General features: G+C 69.5%; 18 protein-coding genes. 16 read left to right on the top strand and 2 right to left on the bottom strand.

What is annotated here, in order from left to right:
• Positions 1-127: 127 nt before the first annotated feature.
• From surE to PG878_RS12115, 4 genes are read left to right on the top strand one after another with little or no spacing between them, the layout of a single operon-like run.
• Complete coding sequence (gene surE, locus PG878_RS12130; RefSeq protein WP_209029075.1) at positions 128-907, top strand: 5'/3'-nucleotidase SurE; 780 nt, start codon at positions 128-130, stop codon at positions 905-907.
• Entirely contained in the window at positions 904-1,581 is a 678-nt protein-coding gene (locus PG878_RS12125) for a protein-L-isoaspartate(D-aspartate) O-methyltransferase (protein ID WP_010341528.1), read from the top strand. Before surE ends, PG878_RS12125 begins: the two co-directional genes overlap by 4 nt.
• 19 nt (positions 1,582-1,600) lie before the next feature.
• Entirely contained in the window at positions 1,601-2,215 is a 615-nt protein-coding gene (locus PG878_RS12120; protein WP_209029076.1) for a YqaA family protein, read from the top strand.
• The gene (locus PG878_RS12115; protein ID WP_425611745.1) at positions 2,194-3,012 is read left to right on the top strand and encodes a peptidoglycan DD-metalloendopeptidase family protein; all 819 of its coding nucleotides are present in this window, start codon (positions 2,194-2,196) and stop codon (positions 3,010-3,012) included. Before PG878_RS12120 ends, PG878_RS12115 begins: the two co-directional genes overlap by 22 nt.
• 298 nt (positions 3,013-3,310) lie before the next feature.
• On the opposite strand, the gene PG878_RS12110 is transcribed toward PG878_RS12115, so the two are convergent.
• The gene (locus PG878_RS12110; protein WP_209029078.1) at positions 3,311-3,685 is read right to left on the bottom strand and encodes an Mth938-like domain-containing protein; all 375 of its coding nucleotides are present in this window, start codon (positions 3,683-3,685) and stop codon (positions 3,311-3,313) included.
• Between the two features lie 19 nt (positions 3,686-3,704).
• Positions 3,705-4,010, bottom strand: coding sequence for a ribosome assembly RNA-binding protein YhbY (gene yhbY / locus PG878_RS12105; RefSeq protein WP_010341321.1), 306 nt, complete (start codon positions 4,008-4,010; stop codon positions 3,705-3,707).
• 66 nt (positions 4,011-4,076) lie between these two features.
• On the opposite strand from yhbY, the gene rlmE reads away from it, so the two are divergent.
• The 12 genes from rlmE to alaS all read left to right on the top strand — a co-directional run bounded on the left by rlmE (position 4,077) and on the right by alaS (position 18,491).
• Entirely contained in the window at positions 4,077-4,709 is a 633-nt protein-coding gene (rlmE, locus tag PG878_RS12100) for a 23S rRNA (uridine(2552)-2'-O)-methyltransferase RlmE (RefSeq protein ID WP_017910618.1), read from the top strand.
• Positions 4,710-4,780: 71 nt separating this feature from the next.
• Positions 4,781-6,715 (top strand): ATP-dependent zinc metalloprotease FtsH, encoded by a 1,935-nt coding sequence (ftsH, locus tag PG878_RS12095; RefSeq protein ID WP_209029079.1) that lies wholly within the window; start codon positions 4,781-4,783, stop codon positions 6,713-6,715.
• Positions 6,716-6,985: 270 nt separating this feature from the next.
• A complete protein-coding gene (gene folP / locus PG878_RS12090) occupies positions 6,986-7,888 on the top strand; it encodes a dihydropteroate synthase (RefSeq protein ID WP_209029080.1) in 903 nt (300 codons plus the stop codon).
• Positions 7,888-8,838, top strand: coding sequence for a tRNA (adenosine(37)-N6)-dimethylallyltransferase MiaA (gene miaA / locus PG878_RS12085; protein WP_209029081.1), 951 nt, complete (start codon positions 7,888-7,890; stop codon positions 8,836-8,838). Before folP ends, miaA begins: the two co-directional genes overlap by 1 nt.
• A gap of 119 nt (positions 8,839-8,957) precedes the next feature.
• Positions 8,958-9,233 (top strand): RNA chaperone Hfq, encoded by a 276-nt coding sequence (hfq, locus tag PG878_RS12080; RefSeq protein WP_010341316.1) that lies wholly within the window; start codon positions 8,958-8,960, stop codon positions 9,231-9,233.
• Positions 9,234-9,259: 26 nt separating this feature from the next.
• Entirely contained in the window at positions 9,260-10,585 is a 1,326-nt protein-coding gene (hflX, locus tag PG878_RS12075; protein ID WP_209029082.1) for a ribosome rescue GTPase HflX, read from the top strand.
• Between the two features lie 163 nt (positions 10,586-10,748).
• A complete protein-coding gene (locus PG878_RS12070) occupies positions 10,749-11,243 on the top strand; it encodes a CinA family protein (protein WP_209029083.1) in 495 nt (164 codons plus the stop codon).
• A gap of 34 nt (positions 11,244-11,277) precedes the next feature.
• Positions 11,278-12,954: a 2-polyprenylphenol 6-hydroxylase gene (gene ubiB, locus PG878_RS12065; protein ID WP_209029316.1), complete on the top strand. Its 1,677-nt coding sequence runs from the start codon at positions 11,278-11,280 to the stop codon at positions 12,952-12,954.
• Positions 12,955-13,251: 297 nt separating this feature from the next.
• Entirely contained in the window at positions 13,252-13,887 is a 636-nt protein-coding gene (gene lexA, locus PG878_RS12060) for a transcriptional repressor LexA (RefSeq protein ID WP_017910626.1), read from the top strand.
• A gap of 196 nt (positions 13,888-14,083) precedes the next feature.
• Positions 14,084-15,121 carry a recombinase RecA gene (gene recA / locus PG878_RS12055; protein ID WP_048489003.1) on the top strand — a complete coding sequence of 346 codons (1,038 nt, stop codon included), beginning with the start codon at positions 14,084-14,086 and terminating at the stop codon, positions 15,119-15,121.
• A 117-nt stretch (positions 15,122-15,238) separates the two neighbouring features.
• Complete coding sequence (gene recX, locus PG878_RS12050; RefSeq protein ID WP_209029084.1) at positions 15,239-15,733, top strand: recombination regulator RecX; 495 nt, start codon at positions 15,239-15,241, stop codon at positions 15,731-15,733.
• A gap of 106 nt (positions 15,734-15,839) precedes the next feature.
• Complete coding sequence (gene alaS / locus PG878_RS12045; RefSeq protein ID WP_209029085.1) at positions 15,840-18,491, top strand: alanine--tRNA ligase; 2,652 nt, start codon at positions 15,840-15,842, stop codon at positions 18,489-18,491.
• Positions 18,492-18,534 lie beyond the last annotated feature (43 nt).

Genomic DNA, 18,534 nt, shown 5'->3' with positions numbered 1-18,534 from the left:
CACGCGGATCGCCAAGGACAGCGGCGCTGCTGGCTGCCGCGCGAAGGGCGCCACCGCCATCGTCGGCGCGCCGTCAGCGACCTGGCCGGACGCATCCGGTATCATGCCCCGGTTTTCGAGGAGCACCATGCGCGTATTAGTGAGCAACGACGACGGCGTCGACGCCCCCGGCATCCGCATGCTGGCCGAGCAGTTGCGCGGCGCCGGCCACGAAGTGACGGTGGTCGCACCCGACCGCGACCGGTCCGGCGCCAGCAATTCGCTGACCCTGGATCTGCCGATCCGGCTCAAGCGCATCGACCATTACACCTGCAGCGTCGCCGGCACCCCGACCGACTGCGTGCATCTGGCGCTCACCGGCATGCTGGAGTTCGACCCGGACATCGTGGTCTCCGGCATCAACAATTCCGCCAATCTCGGCGACGACGTGATCTATTCCGGCACCGTCTCGGCGGCGATGGAAGGCCGCTTCCTCGGCCTGCCCGCGGTGGCGGTGTCGCTGGTCACCCACAACCACGACCCCAAGCACTTCCAGACCGCCGCACGCGCCGCGGTGGAGATCGTGGCCCAGCTCAAGGCCGATCCGCTGCCGGCCGACACCATCCTCAACGTCAACGTGCCCGACCTGCCGTGGCAGGAGATCAAGGGCTTCGAGGTCACCCGGCTCGGCAACCGCCATCGCTCCGAACCCTGCCTGCCGCAGACCGACCCGCGCGGCGGCACGGTGTACTGGATCGGCCCGGCCGGACGCGAGCAGGACGCCGGTCCCGGCACCGACTTCCACGCGGTGCGTACCGGCTTCATCTCGATCACCCCGATCCAGGTCGATCTGACCCGCTATCAGGCGTTGGAAAAGGTCGCCAGCTGGGTCGGCGGCCTGACCGCCGCGCTGGACCGCCCGGCATGACCCCGCGGTTGCGCCTGCAGCCGGAAGCCATCGGCATCGGCATGACCTCGCAGCGTGTGCGCGACCGCCTGGTCGAGCGCCTGCGCGAGGCCGGCATCCGCGACGAGAGCGTGCTCAACGCCGTGCGCACCGTGCCGCGGCATCTGTTCATCGACGAGGCGCTGGCCTCGCGCGCCTACGAGGACACCGCGCTGCCGATCGGCCACGGCCAGACCATCTCGCAACCGTGGGTGGTGGCGCGCATGACCGAGACGGTGCTGGAAGCGGCGCCGAAGAAGGTGCTGGAAGTGGGCACCGGTTCCGGCTACCAGGCGGCGATCCTGGCCGCGCTGGGCCTGGAGGTGCACACCGTCGAGCGCATCGGCGATCTGCTGCGGCAGGCGCGCAAGCGCTTCCGCCAGCTCGGCATGAACGTGCGCAGCAAGCACGACGACGGCCGCATCGGCTGGCCCGAGCATGGCCCGTTCGATGCCATCGTGGTCACCGCCGCGGCACCGGCGCTGGTCGATGCGCTGGTCGAACAACTGGCCCCGGGCGGTTGCCTGGTGGCGCCGGTCGGCGGCCCGTCCGCGCAATCGCTGATCCGCCTGCGCCGCGCGGCCGACGGCCAGATCGAACAAGACGTCCTGGCGCCGGTGACCTTCGTCCCGTTGCTGTCGGGCATGCTGGATTGACCTTTCGGAGCCTCGCTGGATGAAGATTTTCGGGCCGTTGTACGAACGTGCCATCGGCTGGTCGCGGCATCGCCGCGCGCCGGCGCTGCTGACCGGGCTCAGTTTCGCCGAGGCCATCGTGTTCCCGGTGCCGCCGGAAGTGATGCTGGCGCCGATGTCGCTGGCGCAGCCGCGGCGCGCGCTGTGGTTCGCCACGCTGAGCCTGCTCGGCTCCCTGGTCGGCGCGGTGATCGGCTACCTGCTCGGGCATTTCGCCTTCGCCGCGCTGCAGCCGCTGATCGAATGGCTGGGCTGGACGCAGAAGATCGATGCGCAGGTGAACCAGTTGCGCGAGGTCATCGCCGAGTCGCCGTGGCGTGCGTTCTGGTTGCTGGTGCTGGCCGGTTTCACCCCGATTCCGCTGAAGATATTCACCTGGGCCTCAGGCATCGTCGGAGTGCCGCTGCTACCGTTCCTGGCGAGCATGCTGGTGGGACGCGGCAAGCGCGTGTATTTGGTGGCCGGGGCGATCCGCCTAGGCGGGCCGCGCGCGGAAGCCGCGTTGCGCCGCTGGATCGAGCCGCTCGGCTGGGTCGCCTCGGCGATCCTGGCGCTGCTGGTGGTGTGGGTCATATGGAGAGCCAAGTTCGGATGAGCGTCGATCGGGTGGTGCGGAGCGGCCTGCGGTGCGGCCTGGGGGTGCTGGTGGCGGTGGCGCTCGGCGCCTGCAGCAGCGCCACGGTGGTGCGCACGCCGGGCGGTGCGCCGGTGCGCGGCACCGCTGCCGCCTCGGCGCCGCGCGTGTCCGTGCCCAAGCCCGGGGTCAGCACCACCGTGCGCCGCGGCGACACGCTGTATGCGATCGCCCGCGCCAACAACATCACCCCGCAGGACCTGGCGGGCTGGAATGGCCTGCAGCCGCCGTACACGATCTACCCGGGGCAATCGCTGCGGCTGTACCCGCCTGGCGGCACGGTCGCCGCACGGCCCGGCACCGGCCCTGTGGTGCCGCCGCCGTCGTCCGGTGCCGGCACTGTCGCGCGGCCTCCGGTCGCGCCGGCGCCGACACCGGTCAGCAGCGGCTTCTCCTGGCGCTGGCCGGCCGATGGCGTGGTGGTCAGCCGGTTCGTCAGTGGCGAGACCACCAAGCAGGGCGTGGACATCGCCGGCAGCAACGGCGAGGCGGTGCGTGCCGCCGCCGACGGGGTGGTGGTCTATTCCGGCGCCGGCCTGGTCGGCTATGGCGAACTGATCATCGTCAAGCACAACGAACAGTGGCTGTCGGCCTACGGCCACAACCGCAAGCGCCTGGTCAACGAGGGCCAGAACGTCAAGGCCGGCCAGCAGATCGCCGAGATGGGCCACAGCGGCGCGGCGCGCGACATGCTGCACTTCGAGATCCGCTACAACGGCAAGCCGGTCGACCCGCTGCTGTATCTGCCGCCGAAGTAATCGGTCGCATCCTTAAGTGGGCGGATCCCCGGCCCGGCGCGGCCCAGTAGGCTGCAGGCGCCGCCCGCGCACCCGGGGCGCGACGGGGCACGCATGTTTTTGTGGGAGGGGCTTCAGCCCCGACGCGCTGTGCTCGAATCGCGCAGCGGACGCCGCACAGCGATCAGCCAAGGCCCATAGAGAATGAGGCGGCTTCCCGGCCGCGATCGCCTGGCGCCGGAGGCGCGCATAGGCTGCGGTTGAGTTCGCAGCAGGTCAACGACCACGTAGGTCGCTGCGCCGGCCAACGAAACCTGGCTCAGCCTTCGAGCAGGAACCCGACCGCCACGCGCCGGCCTTCAGCGGCCAGCACGTTGTAGGTGCGCGCGGCGGCGGCGTTGTTCATCACTTCGATGCCGATGCCGCGGGTCAGGAACAGCGCCATCACCGCCGCGGCGGGAAACACCTGGCGTTCGCCGGTGCCGAGGATCACCAGGGCGGGGTTGAGGTCCAGCAGCGGCTGCAGATGCTGCGGCTGCAGGTCGCCGGCCAGCGGCGCCTGCCAGTCCTCGACCAGGGTGTCCGGGGCGAGGATGAAGCTGCGGGTCAGCAGCCGGTCGTTCACCTTGGCCTGGCGGCCGTCGGCCATGCGCAGCGCGTAGGCGTAGTCGGGCAGGTCCTGGGTCAGTTGCATGGGGTCACCGGAGGCGCGCTCAGGCGCGAGGCAGCACGATCTGCCGGTCTTCCTTGGCCGGGCGATACAGGATCGCGGTATGGCCGATGCGCTGCACCAGCACGCTGTGCGATTGCTCCACCAGGCTGCCGATGGCGGCGTCGCGGGCCTCGCGGTCGTCGCCGCCGACCTTCACCTTGACCAGTTCGTGGCGCTCCAGCACCTCGTCCAGTTCGGCCAGGAAGGCCGGGGTGACGCCCTTGCTGCCGATCTGCAGCAGGGGTTTGAGGTCGTGGGCCAGGCCGCGCAGGAAGCGGTTCTGGGCCGAGGTCAGGCTGATCGACATGCAGGTGGGAGCAGGGTTGGCAAGGGCGATCAGGGTATCATGGCCGCCCCTTCCGACCGCGCGTCCATGGCCACCCGCAGCAAAAGCAGCCAACGCTGGCTCCGCGAACATTTCGCCGACCCCTTCGTGAAGAAGGCCCAGGCCGAAGGCATGCGCTCGCGCGCGGCCTACAAGCTGGAGGAACTGCTGCAGCGCGACAGGCTGCTCAAGCCGGACATGGTGGTGGTCGATCTCGGCGCCGCCCCGGGCGGCTGGTCGCAGCAGGTGCGCAAGTCGATGGGCGACCGCGGCCGGGTGCTGGCCCTGGACATCCTGGAGATGCCGCCGCTGGCCGGCGTGGAGTTCCTTCACGGTGACTTCAGGGAAGACGCGGTGCTATCGCAGTTCGAGGCCATGCTGGGCGACACCCCGGTAGACCTTGTGCTGTCGGATATGGCCCCCAATAAGAGCGGAATGGACGCGGTGGACCAGCCGCGGATGATGCATCTGGCGGAATTGGCGATGGCGTTCGCCGACAGCCACCTGAAGCCGAACGGCGCGTTCCTGATCAAGCTGTTCCAGGGCGTGGGGTTCGACGACTACATCCGCGACATGCGCCGCCGTTATGAGAAGGTGACCATCCGCAAGCCGGCCGCGTCGCGCAAGCGCTCGCCGGAGGTCTACGCCCTCGGACAGGGCAAGCGCGCCCAGATCAAGTAAGCTGAACGCAAGGCTGAATCCGCAATGCCACGCATCGAGACAGAGTTGAAGGGACACCGGAGCCAATGAGGATGAACGACTTGACCAAGAATCTGCTGTTGTGGGTAGTCGTCGCCGTCGTGCTGATGGTGGTGTTCAACAGCTTCTCACCACGGCTGGCCGGCGGTGCGGGCGTCGACACCGTGACCTACTCCCAGTTCCTCAAGGACGTGGATGCCGGGCGGGTGAAGTCGGTCGATTTCACCGACGCCACCAACCTCTCGGTCAACGCGATCCGCTTCAAGCGCGCCGACAGCAGCGAGGGCATGGTCTATGGCCCCAGCGACGACAAGCTGATCGACGTGCTGTACAGCAAGAACGTGGACATCACCCGGCAGAAGCCCGACAACGGTCCGGGCTTCTGGTCGCTGGTGCTGAACTTCCTGCCGGTCATCCTGATCATCGGCTTCTGGCTGTTCATCATGCGCCAGATGCAGGGCGGGGGCGGCGGTGCCAAGGGCGCGATGTCCTTCGGCAAGTCGCGCGCCAAGCTGCAGGGCGAGGACCAGATCAAGATCACCTTCGCCGACGTTGCCGGCTGCGACGAGGCCAAGGAAGAGGTCGGCGAACTGGTCGACTTCCTGCGCGACCCGACCAAGTTCACCAAGCTCGGCGGCAAGATCCCGCGCGGCGTGCTGATGGTCGGCCCGCCGGGTACCGGCAAGACCCTGCTGGCCAAGGCGATCGCCGGCGAGGCCAAGGTGCCGTTCTTCAGCATCTCCGGTTCGGACTTCGTGGAAATGTTCGTCGGCGTCGGCGCCAGCCGCGTGCGCGACATGTTCGAGCAGGCCAAGAAGCACGCGCCGTGCATCATCTTCATCGACGAAATCGATGCGGTGGGCCGTCACCGCGGCGCCGGCCTGGGCGGCGGCCACGACGAGCGCGAGCAGACCCTCAACCAGTTGCTGGTGGAGATGGACGGTTTCGAGGGTGGCGAGGGTGTGATCGTGATCGCCGCGACCAACCGGCCCGACGTGCTGGATCCGGCGCTGCTGCGCCCGGGCCGCTTCGACCGCCAGGTCGTGGTGGGCCTGCCGGACGTGCGCGGCCGCGAGCAGATCCTCAAGGTGCACATGCGCAAGCTGCCGCTGGCCGACGACATCGAGCCGATGGTGATCGCGCGCGGCACGCCGGGCTTCTCCGGTGCGGACCTGGCCAACCTGTGCAACGAGGCGGCCCTGTTCGCCGCGCGCGAGTCGGTCAAGGAAGTGCGCATGGATCACTTCGACCGCGCCCGCGACAAGATCCTGATGGGCGCCGAGCGCCGCTCGATGGCGATGAGCGAGGAAGAGAAGACCAATACCGCGTATCACGAAGCCGGGCACGCCATCATCGGCCGTCTGGTGCCCGACCACGATCCGGTCTACAAGGTCACCATCATTCCGCGCGGCCGCGCCCTGGGCGTCACCCAGTTCCTGCCCGAGGGCGATCGCTACAGTTCCACCCGCGAGAGCCTGCACAGCCGCCTGGCGACCCTGTATGGCGGCCGCGTCGCCGAGGAACTGATCTTCGGTTCCGACAAGGTCACCACCGGCGCCTCCAACGACATCGAGCGCGCCACCAAGATGGCGCGCAACATGGTCACCAAGTGGGGCCTGTCCAACGAGCTGGGGCCGATCGCCTACGGCGAGGAGGAAGACGAGGTGTTCCTCGGGCGCTCGGTTACGCAGCACAAGAGCGTTTCCGACGAGACCGCGCGCAAGATCGACGACGAAGTCCGCGAGATCCTCGACAACGCCTACAACCGCGCCAAGAAGATCCTCACCGACAACATCGACAAGCTGCACACCATGTCGCACCTGCTGCTGCAGTACGAGACCATCGACGCGCCGCAGATCGACGCGATCATGGAAGGCCGCGATCCGCCGCCGCCGATGGGCTGGAACAAGTCCGGCAAGGACGGCAGCAACGACAAGGGCAATTCGCGGCCGCTGCCGCCGATCGCCGGGCCTGCCGAACAGGTGTAAGCGCGGACCAGCTCTGCGCGTGCCGAAAAGCCAGGGAGCGATCCCTGGCTTTTTTGTGGGCGGTGGCGATGCGTCTGGCGGTGCCAGGCTCGTCGCCGCGGCGTGGGTGGGCGACAATGCGCGCTTCGTTGTCGGCACGTGCTGGCCGATGCGCGCGTGCCGCGGACCGCGACAGCGTCCGGCCCGGCGCTGTCGCCCGCCCGCGTCATCGTCGCCGCGCTCGCCGAGCCGCTTCGCCGCCTGCCGCGGCCACCATCAGGAGACCCGCCGATGTTCGACACCTCGCCCAGCCTGCAGTGCGGCGCCCACCGGCTGCTGCTCGACCGCCCACGGGTGATGGGCATCGTCAACGTCACGCCGGATTCGTTCTCCGACGGCGGCGCGCACGCCAGCGTGGACGCGGCGGTGGCGCACGGCCTGCGCCTGGCCGCGGAGGGCGCCGACCTGCTGGACATCGGCGGCGAATCGACCCGTCCGGGCGCGACTCCGGTGCCGGTGGAAGAGGAACTGCGGCGGGTGATCCCGGTGATCGAGCGGCTGGCCGCGCAGACGGCGCTGCCGCTGAGCGTGGACACCTTCAAGCCGGAGGTGATGCGCGCCGCGGTCGCCGCCGGTGCCGGCATGATCAACGACGTGCAGGCCCTGCGCCAGCCCGGCGCGCTGGACGCCGCCGCGGAGCTCGGGGTGCCGGTGGTGCTGATGCACATGCCCGCCGACGCCTATGCCGCCGGTAGCGCGCCCGGCTACGACGACGTGGTCGGCGAGGTGCACCGGTTCCTGGCCGAGCGCATCTTCGCCGCCGAGATGGCCGGCATCGACAAGCGGCGCATCCTGGTCGATCCGGGCTTCGGTTTCGGCAAGAGCACCGCCGACAACCTGCAGTTGCTGGCGCAGTTGCCGCGGCTGGTCGAGCTGGGCGTGCCGGTGCTGGCCGGACTATCGCGCAAGCGCAGCATCGGCGAGCTGACCGGGCGCGAGGCGCCGGAACAGCGGGTGGCCGGGTCGGTGGCCGCGCACCTGCTGGCCGCGCAGCGCGGCGCCGCGCTGCTGCGCGTACACGACGTCGCTGCCACTGTCGACGCGCTGAAGGTCTGGCAGGCCCTGCAGGCAGTGCCGTTGCCGCGCGCCGCCACGTCCGCAGCGCCGACGATCCGCTGGCCGGACGAGGACTGATGCCGGCCGACCGGCGCCCGCGCGCGATCGCGTTGATGGGCCCGACCGCCTCGGGCAAGACCGCCGCGGCGATCGCCCTGGCCGAACGTTGCGGCGGCGAGATCGTCAGCGTCGATTCGGCGCTGGTCTACCGCGGCCTGGACATCGGTGCGGCCAAGCCCGATGCGGCCGAGCGCGCGCGGGTGCCGCACCACCTGCTGGACCTGCGCGATCCCTGGCAGACGTATTCGGCGGCCGAGTTCGCCGCCGATGCGCGCGCGGCGCTGGATGCGATCGTCGCCCGCGGCCGCCTGCCGATCCTGGCCGGCGGTACCGGCCTGTACTTCCAGGCGCTGCTGGAGGGGCTGGCGCCGATGCCGGCGGCCGACCCGCAACTGCGCGCGGCGCTGGCCGCGCAAGCGCAGGCCGTCGGCTGGGCGGCCCTGCACGCGGAACTGCAGCGGATCGATCCGCTGGCGGCGCAGCGGATCCGCCCCGGCGACGCGCAGCGCATCCAGCGTGCGCTGGAGGTGTACCGGCTCAGCGGGCGGCCGATCAGTGCCTGGCAGGCGGATCCGGGGCCGCCGCGGCTGCCGCTGCGGGTGCTGAAGCTGGTCCTGGCGCCGGCCGAGCGCGCCGTCCTGCATGGACGCATCGAGGCCCGCTTCGATGCGATGCTGGGGCAGGGCTTCCTCGACGAAGTGCGCGCCTTGCGCGCGTTGCCGCAGATGCAGGCGGTGGCGCAGCCGCTGGCGCTGCCGGCGGTGCGTGCGGTCGGCTACCGCCAGGCCTGGGAGTACCTGGACGGCATCGGCGATGCGGCGGACTTCCGCGCCCGCGCCATCGCCGCCACCCGGCAGCTGGCCAAGCGCCAGTTCACCTGGCTGCGCGGCGAGCAGGATGCGCGCTGGTTCGACCCCGTGGACGACGCCGGGCGCCTGCAGGCGGCCCTGGACGCCTTCCTCGACTGATCCGGCGGCCGGCCGCGCTGTGCTGGCGCCCGCGGTTGTGTACCATCGACGTTCCGGACCACGGCAGGGGAGCTGCAGTGCCGTCCCGGACCATAAAAACAATAATCTGGGAGTCAAGCATGTCCAAGGGGCAATCCTTGCAGGATCCTTTCCTCAACGCGTTGCGTCGCGAACGGGTCCCTGTGTCGGTGTATCTGGTCAACGGCATCAAGCTGCAGGGCACGATCGAGTCGTTCGATCAGTTCGTGGTCCTGCTGCGCAATACCGTCAGCCAGATGGTCTACAAACACGCCATTTCCACCGTGGTGCCGGCGCGCAACGTGCGCGTGGGGCCGGGCGGCGGTTATGTGCAGCAGAACGAAGGTGGCAGTGCGGGTGATGACGAAGTCGAGTAGTCCGGTGGTAACGAGCGGAGCCGCGGGTGTTTGATCGGTCCCGCCGCGGCGAACACGCACTGCTGATCCAGCCCTACGCGGGCGGTCCGTTGGAAGGCGATGTGCTGGAGGAGTTCGCCGACCTGGCGCGCTCGGCCGGCGCCAGCATCGCCGCCACCGTGACCGCGCGCATCGACAAGCCGAGTCCGTCGACCTTCATCGGCAGCGGCAAGCTGGAGGAGGTCAAGGCCGCCGCCGACGCCAGCGGCGCCGATCTGGTCCTGGTCAACCATGCGCTCAGCCCAGGCCAGGAGCGCAACCTGGAGAAGTACCTGGAGCGGCGCGTGATCGACCGCACCGGGCTGATCCTGGACATCTTCGCCCAGCGCGCGCGCAGCCACGAAGGCAAGCTGCAGGTTGAATTGGCCCAGTTGCGGCACATGGCCACGCGGCTGGTGCGCGGCTGGACCCACCTGGAGCGCCAGCGTGGCGGTTCGATCGGCCTGCGCGGCCCCGGCGAAACCCAGCTGGAAACCGACCGCCGCCTGCTGCAGAAGCGGGTGGAGCAGTTGCAGAAGCGGCTGGAGAAGGTCGAGGTGCAGCACACCCAGATGCGTCGCGCGCGGGTGCGCAGCGAGCTGCCGCGGATCGCGGTGGTGGGCTACACCAACGCCGGCAAGTCGACCCTGTTCAACGCCCTGACCGGCGCCGAGGCCTACGCCGCCGACCAGCTGTTCGCGACCCTGGACCCGACCGTGCGGCGCATCGCGCTGCCCGGCGGCAACGCCATGCTGGCCGATACCGTCGGCTTCGTGCGCAACCTGCCGCACGAACTGGTCGCGGCGTTCCGCTCGACCCTGTCCGAGGCGCGCGAGGCCGACCTGCTGCTGCACGTGGTCGACGCCGCCGATCCGCTGCGCGAGGAGCGCATCGCCCAGGTCGACGAGGTGCTGCACGCGGTCGGCGCCGGCGAACTGCCGCAGTTGCTGGTGTTCAACAAGATCGACCGCATCGACGGCGCCGAGGTGCGTCACGATGCGCAGGACGGCGTCCCGGACACAGCGCGCCGCGAGCGGGTATGGATCTCCGCGCGCGACGGCCGCGGCCTGGACCTGCTGCAGCAGGTGCTCGGCCAGCGTCTGGGCCTGCGCCACGTGCAGGGCAGCCTGCGCCTGCCGCCGAGCGCCGGGCGCCTGCGCTCGCAACTGCACCAGTTGCAGGTGATCCGCAGCGAGCAGGCCGACGAGGACGGCTGGCTGCTGCAGGTGGATATCCCGATCACCGAGGCCGAGCGCCTGGCCGCCGCCGCCGACGGGGCGCCGATCCGTGCGCTGCTGCCGCCGCGCGAGCAGGAGGAGTGGCAACAGCGCTGAGCGGCGCGTCGGCGTCGTGCGGCGATGCCGATTGGCGGACCGGCGTGGCGGCGGGACATGCGCCGCGCCGGGTTGGCTGACGGCCGGCCATCGCGCTGCGCGCGCAGGCGCGACAGCCACGGCGAATTGGGCTACAAAGCGCTCTGGTTTCCCGAGCTGTGCCATGACGCTTCCCACCGATTCGGAGTTGTTGCAACAGGCCACCGCGCTCAGCGATCGCTTGCGTACCGCGCGCGAGCGCCTGGTCACCGCCGAAAGCTGCAGCGGCGGCTGGATCGCCAAGGTGATGACCGACGTCGCCGGGTCCTCGGCCTGGTTCGACTGCGGCATCGTCGCCTACAGCTACGAGGCCAAGCAGGCGCTGCTGGGTGTGCGCCCGCAGACGCTGGAGCACCACGGCGCGGTCAGCCGCGAGACGGTGATCGAAATGGTGTCCGGCGCGCTGGTCAATTCCGGCGCCAGCGTCGCGGTCGCGGTGACCGGCATCGCCGGCCCCGGCGGCGGCTCGGCGGACAAGCCGGTCGGCAGCGTCTGGCTGGGCTGGAAGCGTCGCGGCGGCTACGCCAGCGCGCAGTTGTTCCACTTCCCGGGCGACCGCGACGCGGTGCGCCGGCAGACCGTGGCCGCGGCACTGCGCGGCCTGGACGCGCTGCTGTGATCGTGGCCGCGCGCCTGCCCCGAGGATGAGCGCGATGTGGGAGGCGCTGAGCACCGTCCGCGACCTGGGACGCCTGCAGGAAATCGCCTCGGTGCTGATCCGCTACGGGTTCGGCGACGTGGTCCGGCGCATCGGCATGGCCGACGTGCTGGAACGCGCCGGGCGCCTGTTGCACTGGCACAACGCCGAGGAACTGCTGCGCATGTCGGCGCCGCAGCGGGTGCGGCGCGCCTTGCAGGACCTCGGCCCGACCTTCGTCAAGCTCGGCCAGGTGCTGGCCACGCGCGTGGATCTGCTGCCGCCGGAGTGGATCGACGAACTGGGCGAACTGCAGAACGCCGCACCGGCGCTGGACTACCCGCAGATCCTGCCGCAGCTGATCGAGGCGCTCGGCGAGGCGCCGACGGCGATCTTCGCCGAGGTCGAGGAAACTCCATTGGCCGCCGCCTCGCTGGCGCAGACCCACCGTGCCTGGCTGCACGACGGCACCGCGGTCGTGATCAAGGTGCGCCGCCCCGGCATCCGCGAGGTGATCGAAGCCGACCTGCGGCTGCTGGCGCGACTGGCCGAGATCGTCGAGGCGCGTGCGCCGGACCTCAAGCGCTACCACCCGGCCGCGGTGGTGCAGCAATTCACCCTGTCGCTGCGCCGCGAACTGGATTTCGCCGGCGAATGCCGCAACGCCGAGCGCATCGCCGCCAACTTCCAGGGGCACGACGAGATCGTGATCCCGCGGGTGCACTGGCAGTGGACCTGCGAGACCTTGAACGTGCAGGACTTCGTCGACGGCATCGGTGGCCGCGACCTGGCGGCGGTCGACGCCGCTGGCCTGGACCGGCGCCAACTGGCGCGCACCGGGGCCGACATCGTGCTGAAGATGGTGCTGGAGGACGGCTGTTTCCACGCCGATCCGCACCCGGGCAACATCTTCTACCTGCCCGGCGAGCGTATCGCGGTGATCGACTTCGGCATGGTCGGGCGCATTTCCGAACAGCGCCGCTACCAGGTGGTGCAGCTGCTGCACGGGCTGGTCACGCAGGACGCCGAGGCGGTCGCCGACATCCTGCTGGAGTGGACCGACGGCGAGGTCGAGGTCGACGAGGCGCGCCTGCACCTGGAGATCGCCGCCTTCGTCGACCAGTACCGCGGCGTGCCGCTGAAGGACCTGCGGGTCGGCGCCATGCTCGGCGACGTCACCGCGCTGCTGCGCCAGCACGCGCTGGCCTTGCCGGCCGACCTGGCGCTGATGATCAAGACCTTCCTGACCCTGGAAGGCGTCGGGCGCCAGCTCGATCCGGACTTCGACATGGCCGGCGCCGCCGCCCCGTACCTGGAGCGGGTGATGCTGCAGCGGTTCGCGCCGCGGGCCATGGCTCGGCGCGGCCGCCGCACCGTGCTGGGCGCGCTGGAACTGCTCGGCGACCTGCCGCGCGACACGCGCCGGCTGCTGCAGGCGGCGCGGCGCGGGCGCCTGCAATTGAACGTGGAGACCGGCTCGCTGAAGGGCTTCGGCGACCAGGTCAACCGCGCCGCCAACCGCCTGACCATGGGCATCGTCACCGCCGCGCTGATCATCGGCTCGTCGATCGTGATGAACAGCGTCGGCGGCATTTCCAGCCGCTGGCTGCTGGCGATCGGCGTCTGCGGCTTCGTCGGCGCGGCGCTGTCGGGGGTGTGGATCCTGTTCTCGATCTGGCGCAGCGGGCGCTGAGCGCGGCGGCGATGGCAGTCGCGCTTACGCGCGGCCGCAGAAGTCGCCATGGCGCATGCCCTCGTGTGGGAGGGGCTTCAGCCCCGGCGCGATATGCCCTCAATCGCACGCAGGGCACGCCCCCGAACGGTCTTGGAAACCCCTTGGTCGCAATCGGCGGATGCCGCAGCCCGAACCGAGTCATCCCCGTGAAGCCGGTTGATTTGCCGGCAGCATGCCGGTCGCGTAAGGCATCCGGCGCGACAGCTGTGCCGCTCCAGTTGCTTGCCGGGCGATTTAGTAGTATTACTACTAACCATGGACCTGACCGAAACCCAGCAGGCGATCCTCGACCTGATCGCCGAGCGCATCGAACACGACGGCGTCCCGCCGTCGCAGACGGAGATCGCCCGTGCCTTCGGCTTCAAAGGCGTGCGCGCGGCCCAGTACCACCTGGAGGCTCTGGAACAGGCCGGGGCGATCCGCCGCGTGCCCGGGCAGGCCCGGGGCATCCGCCTGCTCGGTGGGGCCGCCGCGCCGGCCCCCGCGCCGCAGGTGGACAGTGCCGACGTGCTGCGCCTGCCGGTGCTCGGGCGCGTCGCCGCCGGCCTGCCGATCGGTGCGGACATCGGTTCCGACGACTTCGTGGTACTGGACCGGGTGTTCTTCTCGCCGGCCCCGGACTACCTGCTGAAGGTGCAGGGCGACTCCATGCGCGACGAAGGCATCTTCGATGGCGACCTGATCGGCGTGCACCGCACCCGCGATGCCCGTTCCGGGCAGATCGTGGTGGCGCGCATCGACGAGGAGATCACGGTCAAGCTGCTGAAGATCGGCAAGGACCGCATCCGCCTGCTGCCGCGCAACCCGGACTATGCGCCGATCGAGGTGCTGCCGGACCAGGAGTTCGCCATCGAAGGCCTGTACTGCGGCCTGCTGCGCCCCAACCGCTGATGCCGCGCGTGGAGCAGGGCATTCACTACAGTGCCGGCCGGACTTTTCCGACCCCGGATATCGCCATTCGCCGCTGCCGTCGCCCGGTCCGGACGAATTATTTTCATCTCGCCACGCACTGTCTCAGTCCGTGCGATACCAGGCCCTTACATTGACCTCACTCCGCAAATCCTCCTCACCTTCCAAGGACACCACAATGGACGAGAACAAGAAGCGCGCGCTTGCTGCCGCCCTGAGCCAGATCGAGAAGCAGTTCGGCAAGGGCTCGGTCATGCGGATGGGCGATCGCGTCATCGAAGCGGTGGAAGTGATCCCGACCGGCTCGCTGATGCTGGACATCGCGCTGGGCATCGGCGGCCTGCCGAAGGGCCGCGTGGTCGAGATCTACGGTCCGGAATCCTCGGGCAAGACCACCCTGACCCTGCAGGCCATCGCCCAGTGCCAGAAGAACGGCGGCACCGCCGCGTTCATCGATGCCGAGCATGCGCTGGACCCGATCTACGCCGCCAAGCTGGGCGTCAACGTCGACGAACTGCTGCTGTCGCAGCCGGACACCGGCGAGCAGGCGCTGGAAATCGCCGACATGCTGGTGCGCTCGGGCTCGGTGGACATCGTGGTGGTCGACTCGGTCGCCGCGCTGACCCCCAAGGCCGAAATCGAAGGCGAGATGGGCGATCAGTTGCCGGGCCTGCAGGCCCGTCTGATGAGCCAGGCGCTGCGCAAGCTCACCGGCAACATCAAGCGTTCCAACACCCTGGTGGTCTTCATCAACCAGTTGCGTATGAAGATCGGCGTGATGATGCCGGGCCAGAGTCCGGAAACCACCACCGGTGGCAACGCGCTGAAGTTCTACGCCTCGGTGCGCCTGGACATCCGCCGCATCGGCGCGATCAAGAAGGGCGACGAGATCATCGGCAACCAGACCAAGATCAAGGTCGTCAAGAACAAGCTGGCGCCGCCGTTCAAGCAGGTCATCACCGAAATCCTCTACGGCGAAGGCATCAGCCGCGAGGGCGAACTGATCGACATGGGCGTGGAAGCCAAGCTGGTCGAGAAGGCCGGTGCCTGGTACAGCTACGGCAGCGAGCGCATCGGCCAGGGCAAGGACAACGCCCGCGGTTACCTGCGCGACAACCCGCAGGTTGCGGCCAAGCTGGAAAGCGAGCTGCGCGAGAAGTTCCAGCCCACGGAAATCGCCCCGAGCGAGGCCGAGGCGGAAGACGACGACGCGTAATGGTTTTCTGCCGGGGGAGCGGTGGAGTCAGTGCCGCTCGTCTCCCTCGGCAGTCTTGAGCAAGCCAGGAGGGCGCGCGCCAGGGACGGCGCATTTTGAATCGGGGTGGCATCGCCGATGAGCGACGAACAGGCACAAGAAGCACCGCGTCGGCGTCGCCGGCAACCGGAGCAGACGCCGCTGCAGAAGGCGCTGGGCCTGCTGGTACGGCGCGAGCATTCGCGCAAGGAGCTGACCCGCAAGCTGCGTGCGCGGGGCGTGGAGGCCGAGGCCGCTGCGGAAGCGGTGGAGCGCCTGAGCGGCGAGGGCTGGCAGGACGATGGCCGCTTCGCCGAACTGCTGGTGCGCAGCCGCGCCGGGGCAGGGTATGGCCCGCTGCACATCCGTGCCGAACTTGGTACCCACGGCCTGGACAGCGAGGCCATCGCTGCCGCGATGGGCGCCTTCGAAGGCGACTGGACCGAAAACGCCCGCGATCTGGTCCGGCGCCGTTTCGGTACTGCCGGGGCGATGGACCTGCCGCAGCGACGCAAGGCCGCCGATCTGCTGGCGCGGCGCGGTTTCGATGGCGACAGCATCCGCGCCGCGGTGCGCGACGCTGCGGAGGACTGAGCGGGCCGGGCCTGCTACCCTTGGCGAGTTGTCTTGTCCGGTTTCCGTGGCGCCCTCATCTACGAGGGAGTCCCAGGAAGCCCGTCCGCTCGTCTATAGCCAGCCCATGAACGCACCCGCCAAATTCTCCACCTCCCAGATTCGCAGCGACTTCCTCGACTTCTTCAAGGGGAAGGGCCACACCATCGTGCCGTCCGCGCCGCTGGTGCCCGGCAACGACCCGACGCTGCTGTTCACCAATTCCGGCATGGTGCAGTTCAAGGACGTGTTCCTGGGCGCCGAGAAGCGCAGCTACGTGCGCGCGGCGGACGTGCAGCGCTGCCTGCGTGCCGGTGGCAAGCACAACGACCTCGATTCGGTGGGCTATACCGCGCGCCATCACACCTTCTTCGAGATGCTGGGCAACTGGTCGTTCGGCGACTACTTCAAGAAGGAGGCCATTGCCTGGGCCTGGGAACTGCTGACCCAGGTCTGGAAGCTGCCCGCCGAGCGCCTGCTGGTCACCGTCTACCACACCGACGACGAGGCCTACGGCCTGTGGCGCGACATGATTGGCGTGCCTGCCGAGCGCATCGTGCGCATCGGCGACAACAAGGGCGCGCCCTACGCCTCGGACAACTTCTGGCAGATGGCCGACACCGGTCCCTGCGGCCCGTGCACCGAGATCTTCTACGACCACGGCGCGCACATCGCCGGTGGTCCGCCGGGCTCGCCCGACGAGGATGGCGACCGCTTCATCGAGATCTGGAATCTGGTGTTCATGCAGTTCGATCGCCAGCCCGACGGCACCCTGGTGCCGCTGCCGGCGCCCTGCGTCGATACCGGCATGGGCCTGGAGCGCCTGGCGGCGATCCTGCAGCACGTGCACACGAACTACGAGATCGACCTGTTCCAGACGCTGATCCGCAAGGCGTCCGAGCTGACCGGAACCGCCGACCTGGAGAACAAGTCGCTGCGCGTGATCGCCGACCACATCCGTGCCTGCGCGTTCCTGATCGTCGACGGCGTGCTGCCGTCCAATGAAGGGCGCGGCTACGTGCTGCGCCGGATCATCCGCCGCGCCCTGCGCCATGGCTGGATGCTCGGCGTACGTCAGCCGTTCTTCAGCAAGCTGGTGCCGACCCTGGTGGAACTGATGGGCGAGGCTTATCCGGAACTGACCGCCACCCAGGACACCGTGTTGCGTGCCCTGCAGGCCGAGGAAGAGCGCTTCGCCGAAACCCTCGATGCCGGCATGAAGATCTTCGAGGATGTGGCCGCCAAGGCGCAGGGCGGGGTGATCGCCGGCGAAGACGCCTTCCGCCTGTACGACACTTACGGCTTCCCGCTGGACCTGACCCAGGACATCGCCCGCGAGCGCGACCTGCGCGTGGACGAGCAGGGCTTCGAGACGGCGATGGACGAGCAGCGCCGGCGGGCGCGCGAAGCCGGCAAGTTCGGCGGCGGCGTGCAACTGCCGGCGGACCTGGTGGCGACCCTCGCCCCGACCGTGTTCCTGGGCTACGACAGCCTGCAGGCCGATGGCCTGCGCGTGGTCGCCCTGCTCAAGGACGGTCGCCCGGTGCAGTCGGCCCAGGCCGGCGATGCGGTGATCGTGCTGACCGACAAGACCCCGTTCTATGCCGAATCCGGTGGTCAGGTCGGCGATCTCGGCACATTGACCGCCGCCGGCACCCGGCTGACGGTCACCGACACGCAGAAGTTCGCCGGCCAGTTCCATGGCCACGTCGGCACCCTGGAAGAAGGCAGCCTGAAGCTCGGCGACGTGCTCGCCGGCCAGGTCGATGCCGAGCGCCGCAGCGCCACCATCCTCAACCACTCGGCGACGCACCTGCTGCACGCCGCCCTGCGCGAAGTGCTGGGCACCCATGTACAGCAGAAGGGCTCGCTGGTGGCGCCCGACCGCCTGCGCTTCGACTTCTCGCACTTCCAGCCGATCGGGGCCGAGGAACTGGCGCTGATCGAGCGCAAGGTCAACCAGCAGGTCCGCGCCAACAACGCGGCCGAAGTGCACCAGATGGGCATGCAGGAAGCGCTGGATTTCGGCGCGATGGCGCTGTTCGGCGAGAAATACGGCGAGCGTGTGCGCGTGCTGAAGATGGGCGACTACTCCACCGAACTGTGCGGCGGCACGCATGTCGGGCGGACCGGCGACATCGGCCTGTTCAAGATCACCAGCGAAGGCGGCGTCTCCGCCGGCGTGCGCCGCATCGAGGCGGTGACCGGGCAGGGCGCGCTGGACTATGTGGCGGCCGAGGAGGCCCGGTTGCGCGAGGCGGCCGACCTGGTCGGCGGCAACAGCCACGACGTGGTCGACAAGATTCGCCAGCTCGGCGACCGCTACAAGCGCATGGAGCGGGAACTGGAGGCGCTGAAGGCCAAGCTGGCCTCCGGTGCCACCGCCGATCTGGCCGGATCGGCGGTCGACGTGGTCGGTGTGAAGGTGCTTGCCGTGCGGCTGGAAGGCTTCGATGCCAAGGCCCTGCGCGAGGCGATGGACCGCCTGAAGCAGCAACTGGGCGACAGCGTGATCGTGCTGGCAGGCGCCAGCGAGGGCAAGGTCGCCCTGGTCGCCGGCGTGAACGGCAGCCCAATGGGACGGGTCAAGGCCGGGGAACTGTTGAGCCACATCGCCGGTCAGATCTCGGGCAAGGGCGGCGGCCGCCCGGACCTCGCCCAGGGTGGTGGCGAGGACGGGCCCGCCCTTGCCCCTGCGCTCGCCGGCGTCCCCGCCTGGGTCAAGCAACATCTCCCCTGAACACCATAGCCGCGCGCCTTGCTGGCAAGGCGCGGCTTCCCGT

It is taken from the genome of Xanthomonas hawaiiensis (assembly GCF_031834635.1).
In the GTDB taxonomy this organism is placed as follows: domain Bacteria; phylum Pseudomonadota; class Gammaproteobacteria; order Xanthomonadales; family Xanthomonadaceae; genus Xanthomonas_A; species Xanthomonas_A sacchari.
The sequence above is the reverse complement of the archived record's forward strand: the minus strand, read 5'-3'. Positions and strand labels throughout refer to the sequence as shown.

Bases quoted from the DNA above. Each gene is read 5' to 3' on its own strand.
- alaS (WP_209029085.1), top strand. From the start codon at position 15,840: ATGAACGCACCCGCCAAATTCTCCACCTCCCAGATTCGCAGCGACTTC.
- recX (WP_209029084.1), top strand. From the start codon at position 15,239: ATGAGCGACGAACAGGCACAAGAAGCACCGCGTCGGCGTCGCCGGCAA.
- hfq (WP_010341316.1), top strand. From the start codon at position 8,958: ATGTCCAAGGGGCAATCCTTGCAGGATCCTTTCCTCAACGCGTTGCGT.
- lexA (WP_017910626.1), top strand. From the start codon at position 13,252: ATGGACCTGACCGAAACCCAGCAGGCGATCCTCGACCTGATCGCCGAG.
- PG878_RS12115 (WP_425611745.1), top strand. From the start codon at position 2,194: ATGGAGAGCCAAGTTCGGATGAGCGTCGATCGGGTGGTGCGGAGCGGC.
- PG878_RS12070 (WP_209029083.1), top strand. From the start codon at position 10,749: ATGACGCTTCCCACCGATTCGGAGTTGTTGCAACAGGCCACCGCGCTC.
- PG878_RS12125 (WP_010341528.1), top strand. From the start codon at position 904: ATGACCCCGCGGTTGCGCCTGCAGCCGGAAGCCATCGGCATCGGCATG.
- miaA (WP_209029081.1), top strand. From the start codon at position 7,888: ATGCCGGCCGACCGGCGCCCGCGCGCGATCGCGTTGATGGGCCCGACC.
- yhbY (WP_010341321.1), bottom strand. From the start codon at position 4,010: ATGTCGATCAGCCTGACCTCGGCCCAGAACCGCTTCCTGCGCGGCCTG.
- ftsH (WP_209029079.1), top strand. From the start codon at position 4,781: ATGAACGACTTGACCAAGAATCTGCTGTTGTGGGTAGTCGTCGCCGTC.
- surE (WP_209029075.1), top strand. From the start codon at position 128: ATGCGCGTATTAGTGAGCAACGACGACGGCGTCGACGCCCCCGGCATC.
- folP (WP_209029080.1), top strand. From the start codon at position 6,986: ATGTTCGACACCTCGCCCAGCCTGCAGTGCGGCGCCCACCGGCTGCTG.
- ubiB (WP_209029316.1), top strand. From the start codon at position 11,278: ATGTGGGAGGCGCTGAGCACCGTCCGCGACCTGGGACGCCTGCAGGAA.
- PG878_RS12120 (WP_209029076.1), top strand. From the start codon at position 1,601: ATGAAGATTTTCGGGCCGTTGTACGAACGTGCCATCGGCTGGTCGCGG.
- rlmE (WP_017910618.1), top strand. From the start codon at position 4,077: ATGGCCACCCGCAGCAAAAGCAGCCAACGCTGGCTCCGCGAACATTTC.
- recA (WP_048489003.1), top strand. From the start codon at position 14,084: ATGGACGAGAACAAGAAGCGCGCGCTTGCTGCCGCCCTGAGCCAGATC.
- PG878_RS12110 (WP_209029078.1), bottom strand. From the start codon at position 3,685: ATGCAACTGACCCAGGACCTGCCCGACTACGCCTACGCGCTGCGCATG.